Source organism: Caballeronia arvi (genome assembly GCF_001544695.2).
In the GTDB taxonomy this organism is placed as follows: Bacteria; Pseudomonadota; Gammaproteobacteria; order Burkholderiales; family Burkholderiaceae; genus Caballeronia; species Caballeronia arvi.
Genome location: NZ_FCOM02000033.1, coordinates 1 through 15803, shown reverse-complemented (window position 1 = coordinate 15803; position 15803 = coordinate 1). Strand labels below are relative to the sequence as shown.

Sequence of the window (15803 nt, the reverse complement as noted above, 5' to 3'; positions counted from 1 at the left end):
CGAGCGTGCCTGGATTACTTCCCGATGTCGACCGCGAGGGACTGCTCGAATATTCGGTCGTGTACACCGACCGATCGATCAATCATATGTCGCAGCGCTTTCAGGGCGTCATGCGCGACATTTCCGATGGCCTGAAGAAGGTCTACAACGCGAAGTCCGTCGTTGTCGTCCCCGGCAGCGGGACGTTCGGCATGGAAGCCGTCGCGCGCCAGTTCGCGACGAACAAGAAATGTCTCGTCATCCGCAATGGCTGGTTCAGTTTCCGCTGGTCGCAGATTTTCGACATGGGCGGCATTCCTTCCGAGTCGACGGTGTTGAAGGCGCGCCCGGTCGAACAAGGCAGGCAGGCCGGATACGCACCGCCTCCGGTCGAAGAAGTCGTCGCCGCGATCATGAAGAACAGGCCGGATCTGGTCTTCGCGCCGCATGTCGAAACCGCATCCGGCATGATGCTGCCTGATGACTATTTGCGCGCGGTGGCCGACGCGGTTCATGCCGTCGGCGGAATGTTCGTACTGGATTGCATCGCGTCCGGCACGGTCTGGGTCGACATGCAGGCGAGCGGCATCGACGTGCTGATCAGCGCGCCGCAAAAGGGATGGAGCGCGCCGCCCTGCTGTGCACTCGTCATGCTCGGCGCCCTCGCCCGCGAACGAATCGACGCAACGACCAGCACCAGTTTTGCCTGCGACCTTCGCAAGTGGCTGCAAATCATGGAAGCCTACGAAAACAATGGCTTCGCGTATCACGCCACGATGCCCACGGACAGTCTTGCGAAGCTGCGTGACGTCATCAAGGAAACCGAGGCTTACGGCCTCGACAAGGTGAGAGCGGAACAGCTCGAACTCGGCAAGCGCATTCGCTCGCTTCTTGCTGACAAGGGTTTCAAAAGCGTGGCGGCCGAAGGTTTCGAGGCGCCCGGCGTCGTGGTCTGCTACACGGACGACGACGGCATACGGTCCGGCAAGAAGTTCGCCGATGCCGGCGTGCAGATCGCGGCTGGCGTTCCTCTGCAATGCGACGAGCCTGACGATTTCAAGACCTTCCGTATCGGATTGTTCGGGCTGGATAAGCTGCACGATGTCGACGGTGCGGTGGCCCGGTTCACAAAAGCGCTGGACAGCATCGTATAGAACGCGTTTCCGGCTGGCCCATGACGCGCGAGTCCTGCCACAGGTTGTCTCGCGCGATGACACACTGCCCCGCTTCCCCGCTCTCCTCCTGGCCAAATCCTGACGGCACGGCTCGTGCTTTCCTCGCACGATGGCGTTCATTGGCGAACGCATCGTCACGATAATCATGGCAACGGAAAGCGAATTGCAGGACTGGCGCGCCGACGCGCTGAAAATGGAAGACGCGGTCGCGAACGCCGTCGTGGGCCAGAAGGACACGATCCATCTGATCAACGTGGCGCTGTATGCGCGGGGACACGTGCTGCTCGAGGGCGGCGTGGGCGTCGGCAAGACGACGCTGCTGCGTGCGTTCGCGCGCGCGGCGGGCGGCGCTTTCGAACGCATCGAAGGCACGATCGACCTCATGCCCGGCGATCTGATCTATCACACCTTCGTCGATGCCGACGGCAAACCGCGCATCGATCCCGGCCCGCTGCTGCGTCACGGCGCGCATCTGACGACCTTCTTCTTCAACGAGATCAACCGTTCGCGCCCGCAGGTCCAGTCGCTCATGCTGCGCGCGATGGCCGAGCGCTCCGTGTCGGCATTCGGCCGCGACTATCGGTTCCCGCATCTGACGGTCTTCGCCGACCGCAACAAGGTCGAGAAGGACGAGACGTTCGAGCTGGCCTCCGCCGCCCGCGACCGTTTTCTTTTCGAGCTCAACATGCCGACGCCCGCGACGCCGGACATACGCCGCGCGCTCGTTTTCGATCCCGTCTTCCATGACGTCGATGCGCTGCTCGAAAGCGTGCCCGCCGCTGTGATCGATGCGGCGCGGCTGAACCATATCGGCGCGGCGATCCAGCGCTGCGTGAGCCTGAGCGCGAGCATCGAGCAATACGTGCTCGATATCTGGCAGGCGACCGAAACGCCGCAGCGCTTCGGCATCGAGATCGATGGCGTCGACATGGACCGGCTGATTCTCGCGGGCGCGAGTCCGCGCGGCATGAGCGCGCTGGTCCGCGCGGTGCGCGCCCACGCCTGGCTCGACGGACGGCTGCACGCGCTCCCCGAGGACGTGCACGCCGTGCTGCTGCCCGCGCTGGGGCATCGCGTGTTCTTCACGCCGGTCTACGAAATGCGGCGTCAGGCGCTCGCGGAGACATTGACGGCGATGATCGTGCAGAAGATCGCGGTGCCCTGACGCATGAAAGATCCGGTCGAATTCCACTACCGGCTGCCGGGGCGCGCAAAGGGCTTCCGGCCCGGCTCGCATCCGGGATCGAGCTTCGGCGCGGGACAGGAGTTCGCCATGCACGCGCGCCTGTTCGATCATCCCGATCCGCGCCGCCTCGATCTGCGCGCGAGCCAGCGTTCGGTGCCGCAGCAATGGCTCGTGCGGCTGCATCTGCAGCGCGTCGCCGTTCCGCTGCACGTGGTGGCGGACGTCTCGCCATCGATGCACTTCGGCACGAAGCGCACGAAACTCGATCTCGCTGCCGACTTCGTCGAAGCGCTGGGCTACAGCGCGTTCCGGACGGGCGATCAGGTCGGCATGCTCGCGTTCGATCATCGCGTGCGCGACGATCTGTTCGTGCCGCCCCGGCACGGCCGCGCAGTCGGCGACGACATGGCGGCGGCGTTGCGCCGGGTCGCTCCATCTCCGCACAGGACGCACGACGACAGCGCCCTCGTGCGCACGCTCGACGGTCTCGCGGGCCGTCACGGTCTCGTCTTCCTCGTCTCCGATTTCCACTGGCCGCTCGCCCGGCTCGACGCCGCCCTGCACCACCTCGTCAGCGCGCGCGTCGTGCCGATCGTGATCTGGGACACCGCCGAGATCGAGCCGCCCGATGCCGGCAAGTTTCTGCCGGTGCGCGACATGGAAACCGGCGGCAAGCGCACGCTCTGGCTGCGTCCACGCGTGATCGAACAGTGGCGCGCGAATGTCGCCGCGCGCCGCGTCGAACTGAAGAAGGCTTTCGGCCGACACGGCGCGTTTCCCTTCTTTGTCGAAGGCGCGTTCGATGCGGAAGCGCTTTCGCGCCATTTTCTGGAAACCGCTGTATGAAGCGCGGCTGCATCATCGTGCTGATGGCGTTCGCGCTGAACGGCACATGCCGCGCCGAAGCCGAACGGTCCGTCGACGCCGTCGTGCAGCAACCGCGCGCATTCGGCCATGTGCTGGGCGACATGCTGACGCAACGCGTGCTCCTTTCCGTCGATGGTCACGACATGCGCGACGTTGCGCTGCCCTCGACGGGCCGCGTCGGCGTATGGCTCGAACGCCGGCAGCCGCGCATCGAGAAGGATGCGCAGGGTCGCGCGTGGATGGTCATCGACTATCAGATCGTCAATGCGGCGCAATCGCTGACGCAAGCCGAAGTGCCCGCATTCGAACTGACGTCCACGGCGGGCGCGACGCTGCGGGTCGCCGCATGGCCCATCAGCATCGGCTCGCTGACGCCGCGTGCGTCGTTCCGCGCGGGCGATCTTCAGCCGCTGAGGCCGGACCGCATCGTCGTGCCGCAGCCGCCCATCGAAACGCGGCATCGAATGTTCGCGACGCTCGCACTCACGTTCGCCACGCTGCTCGGCTGGATCGCATGGTGGTCATGGCGCAGGCGCGAGGACGCGCGGCGGCTGCCCTTCGCCCGCGCGTGGGAATCGATCCGCAAACGCGGCGCGGTCGATATCGACGCCGACGATCAGGCCTGGGTCTGCCTGCACCGCGCGCTCGACGAAACCGCCGGTCAGGTCGTGCATGCCCGCTCGCTGAACGCGCTGTTTGTCCGCGTGCCGTGGCTCGAAACGCTCAGGACGCAGCTCGAAGCGTTCTATGCCGGCTCGCAGCAGCGCTTCTTCGGCCGCGATGCTGCCCCGGCGCCGTTCCCTTTGCGCGCGTTCGCGCGGGCGCTGTATCGCGCCGAAAAGAGAAGGCAGTGACCGCCATGTCGTTCGATTTCCTCCGGCCCTGGCTGCTTCTCATGCTGCCGCTCGCGTTCCTGCCTTTGCTGCCGAGGCCGTCGGAGACTTTCGCCTATTCGTTCGTCGGCTGGCTGCCCCGCGACAGTCTCGGCACGGCGATCGAATACGCCCGGCGCGTGTGCGCGCTGCTGGCGATGCTGGCCATCGTCGTCGGGCTCGCGGGTCCGGGGCGCTCGAATGTGCGCGTGATGCGCACGGGCACGGCATCGGAAATCCTCATTCTGATGGACCGCAGCGCAAGCATGGACGCCGTGATGTCGAAGACGCCCGTCGTCGAGCCAGGCGGCCAGTCGAAGAACGCGGTGGCGCGCCATTCGCTCGAACGCTTCGTCGCCGGAAGGCCCGACGACCGCTTCGCGTTCATGATGTTCGGCATCAGCCCGATTCTCGCCGTGCCGTTCACCGCGAATCATCGCATCATCGAAGCGGCGCTTTCGGGCACCGCGATCGGCCGCGGCACACCGGACACGCGGCTCGACCGTGGTCTCATCGCCGCGATCCGCCAATTCGACGGTCATGATCTTGCGGGCCGCAGAACCATCGTGCTGGTCTCGGATGGCGGCGCCCGTCTCGATGCCGACGCGCGCGCCGCCATCGGCAGCGGACTGGCGCGCAATCGCATCGCGCTGTACTTCGTGTATCTGCGAAGCGGCGTGTACAGCCCCGACCTAACGAAGCCCACATCCGCCGACGACCCATCCGAGGAAGCGGAACTGCATCGCTACTTTCAGGGGCTCGCAACGCCGTACCGGCTCTATCAGACGGAGGACGCAGCGGCGATGGCCGCCGCGATGTCGGACATCGACAGGCAGCATCGCTCGCTCGTTGCGTTCGAGGAACGCCTGCCGCGGCAGGATGACAGCACGGCCTGCTTCGCCGTCGCGTTGACGGCCTGCACGGCGCTGCTCGCGCTGCGGCTCGTTCAGGTGCGGAGCTGGCGATGAAGCGCCGCGCCATCCACATCGCATTCGGCGCCGCGACATGCGTATTCGCCGCGATCGCATGCTACGACTGGGCGACGCTCCGACACGCGCAAGCCGTTGCGAACGCGGTGAGCGCAGTGAGCGCCGGCAATCCGAACGCGCCGGAGAAAGCGCCCGAAGTGCGGCTCGCGCGCGCGGTCGCGCTTTCGAAGGCGGGACGCGCGAACGATGCGCAACGTCTCTTCGATGCGCTCATCGCGCAAGACGACGATCAGACGCTACGCGCCGCCGCGCTGTTCGATCTCGCGAACATGCAACTGCGCGAGGCGGCCGGCCCCGATGCCGCAGGTCCGATCCGCTCGCTGCCATCGCTCGAACAGGCCAAGGAGCGTTACCGCGCGACGCTGCGGCTCGCGCCCGGCGACTGGGACGCGCGCTACAACCTCGAACGCGCGCTGTGGCTCGCGCCCGAATCGCCCGGCGATCAGGAGGATGCCGATGTGAAGAAGCGCTCCAGCGTGAAGCTGCGCGGCGCACAGAGCGACGATCTGCCATGAGCGCCGCGTCGGCCGTGCTCGCGCTGTTGCGCCGGAGAAACTGGGCGATCGTCGCCGCCGTGCCCTTGCTCGCCGCCGCGGTCTGGATGCCGGACGTGATGTTCCAGCGCGATGTGTTCAGGACCATCGTCACATTCGATATCACGCAGAGCATGGATGTCGAAGATGCCGCGGATATCGATGGAGGCGCCGCGCCGGTCAGCCGGCTCGACTTCGCGCGCGCGGCCATGCGCGAAGCGCTGGGGCGCCTGCCGTGCGGATCGAAGATCGGTTGGAGCATTTTCACGGGGCAGAATACGTTGCTGCTCGTACCGCCCATCGAAGTCTGCGCGAACTTCGATGCGCTGCTCGCGTCGCTGGATGGTATCGACGGCAGCATGCGCTGGACCAACTGGAGCCGCGTCGCCGAAGGCGGTGTCTTTGCCGCCGTGCGCACGGCGACAAGCGTCGGTCAGGGCGCGAGCGTGCTGTTTCTGACGGACGGACAGGAAGCGCCGCCCGTTTTGCCCGACGATCGGCGCGTGCGCGATATTCCGCGCGGCGAGGTGAAGGGGTGGCTCATCGGCGTCGGCGGCGATCAGCCCGCGCCCATTCCGAAGACCGACCGCAACGGCAGGCGCATCGGCTATTGGCGCGCCGATGAAGTGATTCAGGTGCCCGCTCAATCGCGTGCGGGCGGGGCCATCGAAAGTCACGAAGAGTTGTCGGAATTGCGCGGGCAGTATCTGTCGTCGGTGGCCGGGCAAATCGGCTTCGCGTATCGACGCTTGCGCACGCCGCGAGACCTGATCGCGGCGATGACGGACGAACGTTACGCCCTTCGCGATCGCGTGCCGACACGGCTTAACTGGATGCCCGTCGCGCTCGCGTTCGTTCTGCTCGTGTGGCGGTTCATGCCGTCGGTGCTTCGCAGTAAAGCGTCTGCCTGATTCGCGGTCTTGAGCGCCCGTTCGCGATCCGCATGGACGATGGCGTCGAGTCGCGGATCGACGAGCGCTAGTTCGACAGCAATCCGAACACGGCGACGCCGGTCCTCGTGCCCACATACACCTTGCCGTTCGCGATCATCGGCGTGATGAACTTGTTGCCCTGGCCGAACTGGTCTCGTGCGCCGGCATCGTTGCTGCTGTAGAGCTCGAAGTCGAGATTGGTCGCGTCGTAGGCGCGCAGCACGCCGACCGCGCCGTTCTCCGCCGCCCACAAGATGCCGTTCGTCGTGCCGTTGGCGGAAATGCCGGGCGTCGCCCCCGGGAAGCCGAACGATTCCCGCGTCTGGCTCGTCGGCGTTCCCGAGAGCGCGGCGTTCGAAATCGTGAACGCCTTGATGCTGTCGCCGACCGCGCCGAAATACACCGTGTTGTTGAAATAGGCGGGCGAACCGAACATCGGTCCGCGTATCCGGCCGACCAGTTCCTGATAGATGTGATCCCCGTTCGAATCGAACTTGCCCAGCGAGAAGCGGTTCACGACATAGATGACCCCGTTCTTGCCTGCGCCGATCGCGAGATGACGCACGATGCCGTTCGCGTCGGTGAAATCGGGCAGTACCATCGCGCCGCCCGAGCCGAGATCTTCATCCTGATTCGATTCCTGCACCGTGTTCGACGGCTGGAAATAATCCTGCACCCGCAGCGGCGCCAGGTTGATCCTCAGAAAGCCATTGCCGTGGTCCCCGTGGATCGGCATCTCGTGTTCGTTTTGCGTTACGTCGAAGGTGCCGTTGGCATCGAGCAAAAAGATCGCCTCGCCGTCCGACGCCGGTCCCGCGCCGCTCATCCAGATCGAACCCATCTGGCCGTTCGGCGTCACGTTCAGCACGCTCGATTGCTGCAGCGTATTGGCGTCGTAGCCGATCACCCAGCCGGTGTACGGCATGAAATCGCAATGCGAGGTCCAAGCGGTATAGACGGAGCCTCTGAGCAAAAGCAGCGACGCGCGCTCGGCGTACTGGCCCGGATCGAACGTGAGCGTGCCGTTCTGGCTGCCCGCGCCGTTGCCCGGATAGGTCGCGCGGATTTCCGTGGGCCCGTTGAAGAGTTCGGCGCCCGTGGTGACGTCGAGCGCGTGAATGCGCTGGTGATAGCCGCCCGCGCCATCCTTCGACATGCCGACGACATACATCGCGCCATTCGGCCCGCGCGAACGGTCGATGACCGGCGTCGCCGTGATGCCGATCTTCGGCGTGATCTGGGTGCAGCCGTGGTCGTCGCTCGGACTCTCGCCACTGCCGAGAGTCGAGACTTTCCAGAGCACGGTGCCGTTGTCGGCGTCGAATGCGTAGACGCTGGCGTTTTCGGTCGCGACGTAGAGCACGTTGTGCGTGCCGCCCGCGATCGACACGTTCGCGAGAAACAGCGGCTCGGCGTCGACGAGGCCATCGACGGAAAAGAACCCGAGCTTGCCGAAGGTGCTCGAACGGACGTTCGCGGGCGTGAGGATCGTTTCCGCCAGTTGCTGGCCGGTGCGGGCGATGTCGTTGTGCCAGGTGACGACATCCATCGGGTTGGCGGAGGCCGCTGCATTCGATACGCTCGACGGCGTCCTGCTTGCGGCTGCCGATGTCGAATCGCCACTGGAGTCACCGCCGCTGCACGCGCCGATGATTGCCGCGACCAGCACGGCGCCGAGTGCTGCGGAATAAGCGGAAAAACGCGCATTCATTGCAGTCTCCTTCTCCGGAGGGCCGGAACAGGCAACGCGGTATCGAACATCGACGATGCCGCAATTCAGCAATCGTCGTGCGCGGTAGCAGCCTTAATCCTAGACGAGCACGTCAGGAACGCCAGTCAGGAATAATACGATTGGCTTCGGCTCGTATTACCGGCGACTTTCGGCGAGAACGATATCCGATAAAGCATCGAAAGGTTGATTGGCTCGAAAGCCGCAACTTTCGACGAGACAATTCCGCCTTGATGACCCGCCGTTCAGGCTCTGAAACCGAATGTGTCCAAGGGCACATATTTATCTATCCATTTCCTGCGCAAAACCTTTATCTCCGGATTTGGGCTGCTAATCTTCCATCCGATGGTATTGCAATACGCAAGACCAAGTGGCTTCGACACGCTTCTCGCCCCGCCCGACTGGATGCTTTCGAAGTGCGAGTCACACCCTGACAGCTCGGAACAGGGATCATGAAAGTGCCCGACTGCGTGAAATCCCGCATGCGTCCGTTTGCTCCCTCACCAACTCGCCGCACCTTGCTTCGCGACATGGCCGCGCTCGCGCTTGGCGCAGTGTCCCCCTTATCGTTCGCGCAGCATGGCGGGCTGGGACTCGTCACGCCGCCGATTCGCCTCGACGATATCTGGCTCGTCGACCAGACCGGCAGAAAGCGCCTGCTTAACGACTCGCTGCGCCAGGGGATCACCGCATTGCAGACGGTCTACACCGGTTGCGGCACGGTATGTCCGCTGCAAGGCGCGCTTTTCAGCGCGGTTCAGGAACGCATTCCGGGAATCCGTAGCGGTCATCCCGTGCAATTGTTGTCGGTTGGAATCGATCCGCTTTCGGATTCACCCTCGGCATTGCGCGCCTGGCTCGCGCGTTTTCATGCCGGTCCCGCGTGGAATGCGGCGACACCGGCACTTGCCGATGTGGACCGGATGCGCGTGGCGCTGTCGGGCAGCACGTTGCCCCTGGGCGACATCGCAGACCATTCCACGCAGATCTATTGTTTCGATGCCAACGCGATGTTGCGCTGGCGAAGCGCCGACCTTCCTCGCGTCGACGACGTCTGCGATGTGCTCGGCGCGCTTGGACGTGCATAACCCGACTCAATGTACGGGAGCAACCATGCCAGGAATTCGTTCGAATCGACACGTTTCCAGCTTGCTCGTCCGATGCGTGCGCTTCTTGCTCCTGATCGCGTTGCCGCTGGCTCTTGCAGGCGTATCGCCCGCTGTCCAGGCGCAAACCTCCGCTCCCATCACACTGACCGGCACCAGCATGTGCGCGGACGTCAGCGGCCAATCCCTGACGCCGGGAGCGCCCGTGATTTCCTGGCCCTGCTGGGGCGGCGCAAATCAGCAATGGCTCCCGATTGCGACCGGTGCCCGGTACAACCTCATCAATCTGAACAGCGACCTGTGCATGGACGTGTCGGGTCAAAGCCCGGACCCGGGCGGACCCATCATCCAGTGGACCTGCAATGGCGGCTTGAATCAGGCCTTCTCGCTGATGCCGCAAGGCACGGGCTACGCGATCGTCGCGGGACATAGCGGCCTGTGCGTGACCGCGTCGAGCACGACCTCGCAGGGTGTCCAGTTGACGCAGCAGGTGTGCAACGGAAGCGCGACCCAGACGTGGCAAGTGAGCGGCCTGCCACCGCAGAAGCCTACATTGCCTTCGAAGTGGTCGGCGCCCGTCACGCTACCGCTCGTCCCGCTGCACGCCGCCAATCTTCCCAATGGAAACGTGCTGGTCTGGGCAGCTGACAGCGCGCTCGACTTCACCAATAGCGGTAACCCGCCGGGCCGGACGTACACCGCGATCTTCAATCCGGCGACTGGCAATAGCACGCAGGTGATCGTGACCAATACCGGGCACGACATGTTCTGCCCAGGCATCGCCAATCTCCCCGATGGCCGGATTTTCGTGACCGGCGGATTGAGCTCGAGTCGGACCAGCATTTATTCGCCCTCGACGAACAGATGGACCGCCGGCGATCAGATGCACATTCCGCGCGGCTATCAGGGAAGCCTGACACTGAGCAACGGCAATGTGTTCCTGGTGGGCGGCTCCTGGAGCGGAGGGCTCGGGGGAAAGACCGGTGAAACCTGGACCCCGGGTTCGGGCTGGCAGACCAACGGGGCTATCGTCGACGATTACATCCTCACGAACGACAATGCGGGCGTGTTTCGCTCCGACAATCACGCATGGCTGTTCGCGGTGAGCAATGGACGGGTGTTTCACGCGGGACCAAGCCGGGCCATGCACTGGTTCGACACGGCAGGCAACGGCAGCGTCACCGCAGCCGGCAACCGGGGAAGCGACAGCGATGCGATGAACGGCAACGCAGTCATGTACGACATCGGCAAGATTCTCACGGTCGGGGGCGCGCCGAGCTACGACCAGTCGCAGGCCACGTCCCATGCGACGCTCATCGACATCAGCAAGGGGACCGCGAAGACGCAAACCATCGCGCCGATGAGCTACCAGCGCGCGTTCAGCAACAGCGTCGTGCTGCCGAACGGGCAGGTCGTCGTGGTCGGCGGACAGACGTTTGCTGCGCCTTTCTCGGACGACAACGCGATTCTCACCCCGGAGCTGTGGGACCCGTCGAACAATTCGTTTTCCCCGCTCGTCCGTCAGGCCGTGCCGCGCACCTATCACAGCGTCGCGCTGCTCCTCAACGACGGACGCGTGCTGAGCGGCGGCGGCGGCTTGTGCGGGGGATGCGCGACCAATCACACCGATGTGGAGATATTGACACCGCCCTATCTGCTCAATGCGGACGGGTCCGCCGCGTCCCGGCCGAGTCTCTCGTCCGTTCCCTCCGAAGCGCAACTCGGCACGACGATCGTCGTGACGGCCAGCAGGAACATGCGCGCATTCGCGCTGATGCGTTCCTCGTCGGTCACGCATTCGCTGAACAACGAGCAGCGCCGCGTGCCGCTGTCGTTCACCGTGGGCACCGCAGGCGAATATCACTTGCGCATTCCGTCCGATCCCGGTGTCGTGATCCCTGGCTATTACATGCTGTTCGCCCTGAACTCGAACGGCGTGCCGAGCGTCTCGCGCGTACTGCTCGTACATTGAAATGGCCCGACGCCACTCCGCAATGCGGGCTGTCGCTATCGGCCTTGTGCTTGTCGCGATGACGCCTCTTGCGCGCGCGGAGACCGCGTGCGATGCGAACGATCTGGGGTGTGCGCTCTTCAACGGACAGCATCCGATGGCCGCGCATCTGCGCGACGACGATCGCCCGTTGCCTGCGGGGACGACGCGATGCGTCAACTGCCACGTGGGCACGTCGAAGGCGCCCGCCTTTGCGCCGCCGCTGACGCACGACGCCCTGCTCGGCGCGACCAGCCGCCGGGGAGGACCGATCAGTCACTACGACGCGACGGCCTTCTGCCGTGCGGTCAAAGACGGCATCGATCCGGCGAGCGTCCTGCTGCGCAAGTCGATGCCCCGCTATCAGATCGCCGATGCCGAGTGCATGGCGCTCTGGCGGTACGTCGTGCATCGATGATCGTGTTCTGATCGAATTTCCTGGCGTGTGGCGGCGCAGCGACGGTCGTCGACGAATGCGCCATGCCGCGTGCGCAGTCCTGGCGCGAGCCTTGCTCCGGACCTGGTCGAGGAAGATGGATTGGAGGGCAAAATGAAAACCATAAAAATCGACCAGCTGCGTCCTACCCAGCTGACGCATGGCCTGCGCGAAATCCGCAACAAAACCAAAGCTTACGCAAAGCTCGAGGGCCATGACCTGGAGATGGCAATCGCGGAAAAGCCGGTTCCAATCGTGTACGGCCCGGGCGCCACGCCCTATGCAATCGACCATCATCATGTCGCCACCGCGCTTTGGCGGGCGCATGTCAAGCGCGTCCCGGTCGTGCTCGTCAAAGACCTCTCGACGCTCTCGGTGGCCGAATTCTGGCTCACGCTGGAAAACCATCGCTGGACTTACCCCTACACCGCCCTCGGTCAGCGTGTGCCCTTTCCCGAAATGCGTGAACACATCTGGGATCTTGAAGACGACGAATTCCGCAGCCTGTCCGCGTCGGTGCGCGACGCGGGAGGATATGAGAAAACTTCCGTTCCGCTCGAGGAATTCCGATGGGCGGACTTTTTCCGTCACGCCTTTCCGCTGCCTAAAAGCGACGCGGAGTTCGATTCGCTCGTCAAGAAAGCCGTGAAACTTGCGAAGAGCAAATCGGCGATAGGGCTTCCGGGGTATCTGGGAAATGGGTAACTGACGGGCGGTCCACTAGTCGAGATGTCATTGCGTTACTTCATCATTGTTTAGCTAGACTAACTATCTTTTGAATTGCCTGCATGAACTCGGTGCATCGCTGGCAGCGCTGCGGCGGCGTCCGATTCTGCTCATCGGCGACGGATGGGCGCAACTGACGATCGCGGAACTCGGCACCGTTCCGCCATTGCTGCGCGAGCTCGGGAAGGCAGCGTGTGCCGCCAATCCGGGGGCAGCGAGTCGCCCGACCAAGGGGCGCGAATCCGCCGACCCAGTCGGCACCTGATCGGCTGACATCTATTTTTAATCTAACGAAAGCGTCCCGGCATGATTTTCATGCCTATAATCCAGCGCAAAAGGTTCGAGCCGCACAGAGTACGCCCTGCGAAAAACAATAAGGAGAGACGTCGTGCCCCGATCCCGCCATGCCAGTAACGCATTGCCCTTCAGCCCGACCCCGTCCAGCGCGGGCCGTCGTCAGTTCCTCGGTCTTGCCGGCGCCGGGATGCTTGCGACACTGCTGCCGGGGTGCGGCAGCGATGACTCCGGTTCACAGTTGTATCCGCAAACGGTCGCCATGGGGCAACAGGCGATCCAGCAGGCGATCGACGACCCGGCGCAACCCGTGGCGGCGATTTCCGTGGCCATGCTCAAGGGCAACAACGTCTTCTGGCAGCAGGCATTCGGCGTATCGTCGGTGCCGAACCAGACTAAGGCGACGACTCAGACGCGCTTCAATATCGGCTCGGTCAGCAAGCTTTTTCCGGCGCTCGCCGCCACGATTCTCCAGGATCGCGGCCTGATCACGCTCGATACGCCGATCGTCCAGTATCTGCCGACGTTCACGATGCTTTCACCCGAGTTCGCGAAGATCACCACGCGTCATCTGCTGTCGCATTCGTCGGGACTGCCCGGCACCAATTCGCGCAATCTTTTCACCTTCGCGCCGGTTCCCGGTTACGCGGCCGATACCCAGTCCGAACTGGCGAATACGCATCTGAAGCATCTTCCCGGCGAACTCGCCGTGTATTGCAACGACGGCTTCACGATGGTCGAGCAGATCGTCCTCGCGAGGACCGGGCAGAGTTTTGCGAGCTTCGTTCAGGAGAACATTCTCGCGCCGCTGAAGATGACGAACTCCAGTTATCTCACGGCCGTGCCCACCGATGGTTCCTTCTCGTATCCGTTTGCGCAGGGCAAGCAGTATCAGGAATTCGTCAATGCCTACGCGACCGGCGGCCTGAGTTCGACGCCCGCCGACATGATGAATCTCGCGCAGATGTTCCTCGGTGGTGGCGTGTTCGATGGGAAGCGTGTGGTGTCCGCCGAAGGCATCGCGCAGATGGGCACGGACCAGTCGACGGGCCTGCTGATCAACCCGTCACCCGAATGGCGTTGGGGTCTCGGCTGGGATTCGGTCCAGCAGCCCGCACTGCAGGCAGCGGGCGTCCTCGGATGGGAAAAGGATGGCGGGACCGCGTTCTACACGAGCGAATTCTTCGTCGTGCCGAAGGCGCAACTGGCATTGATGGTGACCGGCAACTCAGGCTACGACGCCCGCAAACTTGCGGAAAGCCTCGTGCTGTCCGCGCTGAAGGAAGACGGCACCATCGCATCGTTGCCCGCAAAGGTCAGTACGACCGCGCCGCCCGCCGCGTCCGGTCCGGGCATCGCCACGGCGGGCGGAATCTATGGCAATTCCGATTCGCCGCTTCAGGCGATTGCCAATCCGGACGGCAGCCTACAACTCAATCAGTGGGATGGGCCTTCGCGTGCGTGGAAGCAGCTAGGCGCTTACCAATATCGTAGCGATGGCTGGTGGTGGAACGGCACCGATACCGCGTCGTATCGTTTCACGGTCGCATCCGGAACGGACGAAAACGGCAATGCATTCAGCTACCGCTATCTGATGAAGCGCGTCGTGCCGGGCGCGGGTTATGCCTATCTGACGCTGCCGATCGGTCAGCAGCTAGCCCCGCTTGCGGCGCTCGACAACGCGTGGCAGCAGCGCCTGGGCACGCAGTGGACCCTGACGAACGATTCGCCGACGGCCGTGCCGATCGTCATCCTCGGCAACGAGCCGGCCTTCCTCACTACCCTGTCCGAACTGCCGGGTTATGTCCTGTACGGCAACACCGATCTTCGCTATCAGCTCTTCGTGCCGCTCGCTGATGACCGTGTCGGAATGTCGGTCAAGATTCCCGGCAATTTTGGTCGCGATCTCTATGAGATTCGCTTTGCATCGGCGGGCAGCGGAGCGACTTTGACGCTGGGAAGTTCGATTTATACGAAGCTCTGATTGGTGGGCGTGAGTCCGCCGGCCTGCATCAGGCAAGCGCGGCGGAGGGAGGCTTGCGAAGTCTAATGCGGCGCACGCGCGGGCCGTTGCTTGAACATGAACATGCACACGACTATGAACATGAAAAGCCCGATCGACGCGCCGTAGCGGCTCATCGCCAGACCGCCATGCGCAATGGGTTTATCGAGGAAATCGCCAACCACCGCGCCAAGCGGTCGCGTCAGGATGAACGCACACCAGAAAAGCAGCGTGCGCGAGACGCGGGTTGCGTAATGCGCGATCGTCAGCAACAACAACAATCCACCGAAGATGCCCGCGGCGCCTGAGTACCCCAATCCAACGGTGTCAGCGACCCAGTCACCCAGCGCGGTTCCGAGCGTCTGCGAAAACAGGATCGTGACCCAGTAGAACATCTCGGCCTTCGGAGAACGTATCGCAGCGACGGACACCGAGCCCATCACGCAACGCCAAACGACGAGCGAGACAAGCAACAGCGCGAGCAAGACGGCGCTGCCACCGGCATACCCAATGCCGAGAGAACGATCCGCGAAATCGGCGAGGGTCGTGCCAACGGTCGTTGTCGCTATGATCGTGGTCCAGTAGAGCGGCGCATTGAAACGCTGCGCCTTGATCTGCGCGAGCACCGCGACGATAAATACCGCTCCGAAGATAAAGCTGCTGACCAGATAGCCGAGGTCCATGGACATGGATACCGCGTCTCCACCCGTTTCGCCAAGGGTCGTCGCGGCGATCTTGATAGCCCAGAACACCAGGGTGATCTCGGGAACCTTGGCGTACGCGTTGCTTGCTCGTTCCATCCTTGTCTCGCTGTACTGAAAACGGCCAAAGATAAAGGTTTCAAGCTTAAGAAAGGCTTAGGACGCAGGGAAATGCCGAAAGCCAGCCCGTGTCTACATTGGCAGATAAGGAAGGATTGATGTTCAAAGAACATCAATCCTTCCAAAACTCGCAATTCCCGTTTGTCGAATTTCCGGCGACTATCAG

General features: G+C 63.6%; 15 protein-coding genes. 13 read left to right on the top strand and 2 right to left on the bottom strand.

The window, feature by feature from the left end:
- The first annotated feature begins 5 nt into the window (after positions 1–5).
- From AWB74_RS28065 to AWB74_RS28035, 7 genes are all read left to right on the top strand, one after another.
- Positions 6–1133 carry an aminotransferase class V-fold PLP-dependent enzyme gene (locus AWB74_RS28065; RefSeq protein WP_061149912.1) on the top strand — a complete coding sequence of 376 codons (1128 nt, stop codon included), beginning with the start codon at positions 6–8 and terminating at the stop codon, positions 1131–1133.
- Between the two features lie 166 nt (positions 1134–1299).
- Positions 1300–2319, top strand: coding sequence for an AAA family ATPase (locus tag AWB74_RS28060; protein WP_061149967.1), 1020 nt, complete (start codon positions 1300–1302; stop codon positions 2317–2319).
- Positions 2320–2322: 3 nt separating this feature from the next.
- Positions 2323–3186: a DUF58 domain-containing protein gene (locus AWB74_RS28055; protein ID WP_061149911.1), complete on the top strand. Its 864-nt coding sequence runs from the start codon at positions 2323–2325 to the stop codon at positions 3184–3186.
- Complete coding sequence (locus AWB74_RS28050) at positions 3183–4061, top strand: hypothetical protein (RefSeq protein WP_061149910.1); 879 nt, start codon at positions 3183–3185, stop codon at positions 4059–4061. Before AWB74_RS28055 ends, AWB74_RS28050 begins: the two co-directional genes overlap by 4 nt.
- A gap of 5 nt (positions 4062–4066) precedes the next feature.
- Positions 4067–5047 (top strand): vWA domain-containing protein, encoded by a 981-nt coding sequence (locus AWB74_RS28045; protein ID WP_061149909.1) that lies wholly within the window; start codon positions 4067–4069, stop codon positions 5045–5047.
- Positions 5044–5583 carry a hypothetical protein gene (locus AWB74_RS28040; protein ID WP_061149908.1) on the top strand — a complete coding sequence of 180 codons (540 nt, stop codon included), beginning with the start codon at positions 5044–5046 and terminating at the stop codon, positions 5581–5583. The genes AWB74_RS28045 and AWB74_RS28040 overlap by 4 nt, the downstream gene beginning before the upstream one ends.
- Positions 5580–6512, top strand: coding sequence for a vWA domain-containing protein (locus AWB74_RS28035; protein ID WP_061149907.1), 933 nt, complete (start codon positions 5580–5582; stop codon positions 6510–6512). The genes AWB74_RS28040 and AWB74_RS28035 overlap by 4 nt, the downstream gene beginning before the upstream one ends.
- Positions 6513–6579: 67 nt before the next feature.
- On the opposite strand, the gene AWB74_RS28030 is transcribed toward AWB74_RS28035, so the two are convergent.
- Complete coding sequence (locus tag AWB74_RS28030; RefSeq protein ID WP_061149906.1) at positions 6580–8244, bottom strand: PQQ-binding-like beta-propeller repeat protein; 1665 nt, start codon at positions 8242–8244, stop codon at positions 6580–6582.
- A gap of 470 nt (positions 8245–8714) precedes the next feature.
- On the opposite strand from AWB74_RS28030, the gene AWB74_RS28025 reads away from it, so the two are divergent.
- From AWB74_RS28025 to AWB74_RS28000, 6 genes are all read left to right on the top strand, one after another.
- Positions 8715–9350: an SCO family protein gene (locus AWB74_RS28025; protein WP_061149905.1), complete on the top strand. Its 636-nt coding sequence runs from the start codon at positions 8715–8717 to the stop codon at positions 9348–9350.
- 25 nt (positions 9351–9375) lie between these two features.
- Positions 9376–11340 carry an RICIN domain-containing protein gene (locus AWB74_RS28020; RefSeq protein WP_061149904.1) on the top strand — a complete coding sequence of 655 codons (1965 nt, stop codon included), beginning with the start codon at positions 9376–9378 and terminating at the stop codon, positions 11338–11340.
- A gap of 136 nt (positions 11341–11476) precedes the next feature.
- Entirely contained in the window at positions 11477–11776 is a 300-nt protein-coding gene (locus AWB74_RS28015) for a hypothetical protein (protein ID WP_235024696.1), read from the top strand.
- Between the two features lie 132 nt (positions 11777–11908).
- A complete protein-coding gene (locus AWB74_RS28010) occupies positions 11909–12499 on the top strand; it encodes a ParB-like protein (RefSeq protein ID WP_061149966.1) in 591 nt (196 codons plus the stop codon).
- Positions 12500–12569: 70 nt separating this feature from the next.
- On the top strand, positions 12570–12785 hold the full coding sequence (locus tag AWB74_RS28005; protein ID WP_061149902.1) for a hypothetical protein: 216 nt from the start codon (positions 12570–12572) through the stop codon (positions 12783–12785).
- A 219-nt stretch (positions 12786–13004) separates the two neighbouring features.
- On the top strand, positions 13005–14798 hold the full coding sequence (locus AWB74_RS28000) for a serine hydrolase domain-containing protein (protein ID WP_235024701.1): 1794 nt from the start codon (positions 13005–13007) through the stop codon (positions 14796–14798).
- A 62-nt stretch (positions 14799–14860) separates the two neighbouring features.
- Here AWB74_RS28000 and AWB74_RS27995 read toward each other — a convergent pair whose 3' ends face one another.
- Complete coding sequence (locus AWB74_RS27995; protein WP_061149900.1) at positions 14861–15616, bottom strand: COG4705 family protein; 756 nt, start codon at positions 15614–15616, stop codon at positions 14861–14863.
- Positions 15617–15803: the final 187 nt, after the last annotated feature.

Bases quoted from the DNA above. Each gene is read 5' to 3' on its own strand.
- AWB74_RS28060 (WP_061149967.1), top strand. From the start codon at position 1,300: ATGGCAACGGAAAGCGAATTGCAGGACTGGCGCGCCGACGCGCTGAAA.
- AWB74_RS28055 (WP_061149911.1), top strand. From the start codon at position 2,323: ATGAAAGATCCGGTCGAATTCCACTACCGGCTGCCGGGGCGCGCAAAG.
- AWB74_RS28050 (WP_061149910.1), top strand. From the start codon at position 3,183: ATGAAGCGCGGCTGCATCATCGTGCTGATGGCGTTCGCGCTGAACGGC.
- AWB74_RS28045 (WP_061149909.1), top strand. From the start codon at position 4,067: ATGTCGTTCGATTTCCTCCGGCCCTGGCTGCTTCTCATGCTGCCGCTC.
- AWB74_RS28040 (WP_061149908.1), top strand. From the start codon at position 5,044: ATGAAGCGCCGCGCCATCCACATCGCATTCGGCGCCGCGACATGCGTA.
- AWB74_RS28035 (WP_061149907.1), top strand. From the start codon at position 5,580: ATGAGCGCCGCGTCGGCCGTGCTCGCGCTGTTGCGCCGGAGAAACTGG.
- AWB74_RS28030 (WP_061149906.1), bottom strand. From the start codon at position 8,244: ATGAATGCGCGTTTTTCCGCTTATTCCGCAGCACTCGGCGCCGTGCTG.
- AWB74_RS28025 (WP_061149905.1), top strand. From the start codon at position 8,715: ATGAAAGTGCCCGACTGCGTGAAATCCCGCATGCGTCCGTTTGCTCCC.
- AWB74_RS28020 (WP_061149904.1), top strand. From the start codon at position 9,376: ATGCCAGGAATTCGTTCGAATCGACACGTTTCCAGCTTGCTCGTCCGA.
- AWB74_RS28015 (WP_235024696.1), top strand. From the start codon at position 11,477: ATGGCCGCGCATCTGCGCGACGACGATCGCCCGTTGCCTGCGGGGACG.
- AWB74_RS28010 (WP_061149966.1), top strand. From the start codon at position 11,909: ATGAAAACCATAAAAATCGACCAGCTGCGTCCTACCCAGCTGACGCAT.
- AWB74_RS28000 (WP_235024701.1), top strand. From the start codon at position 13,005: ATGCTTGCGACACTGCTGCCGGGGTGCGGCAGCGATGACTCCGGTTCA.
- AWB74_RS27995 (WP_061149900.1), bottom strand. From the start codon at position 15,616: ATGGAACGAGCAAGCAACGCGTACGCCAAGGTTCCCGAGATCACCCTG.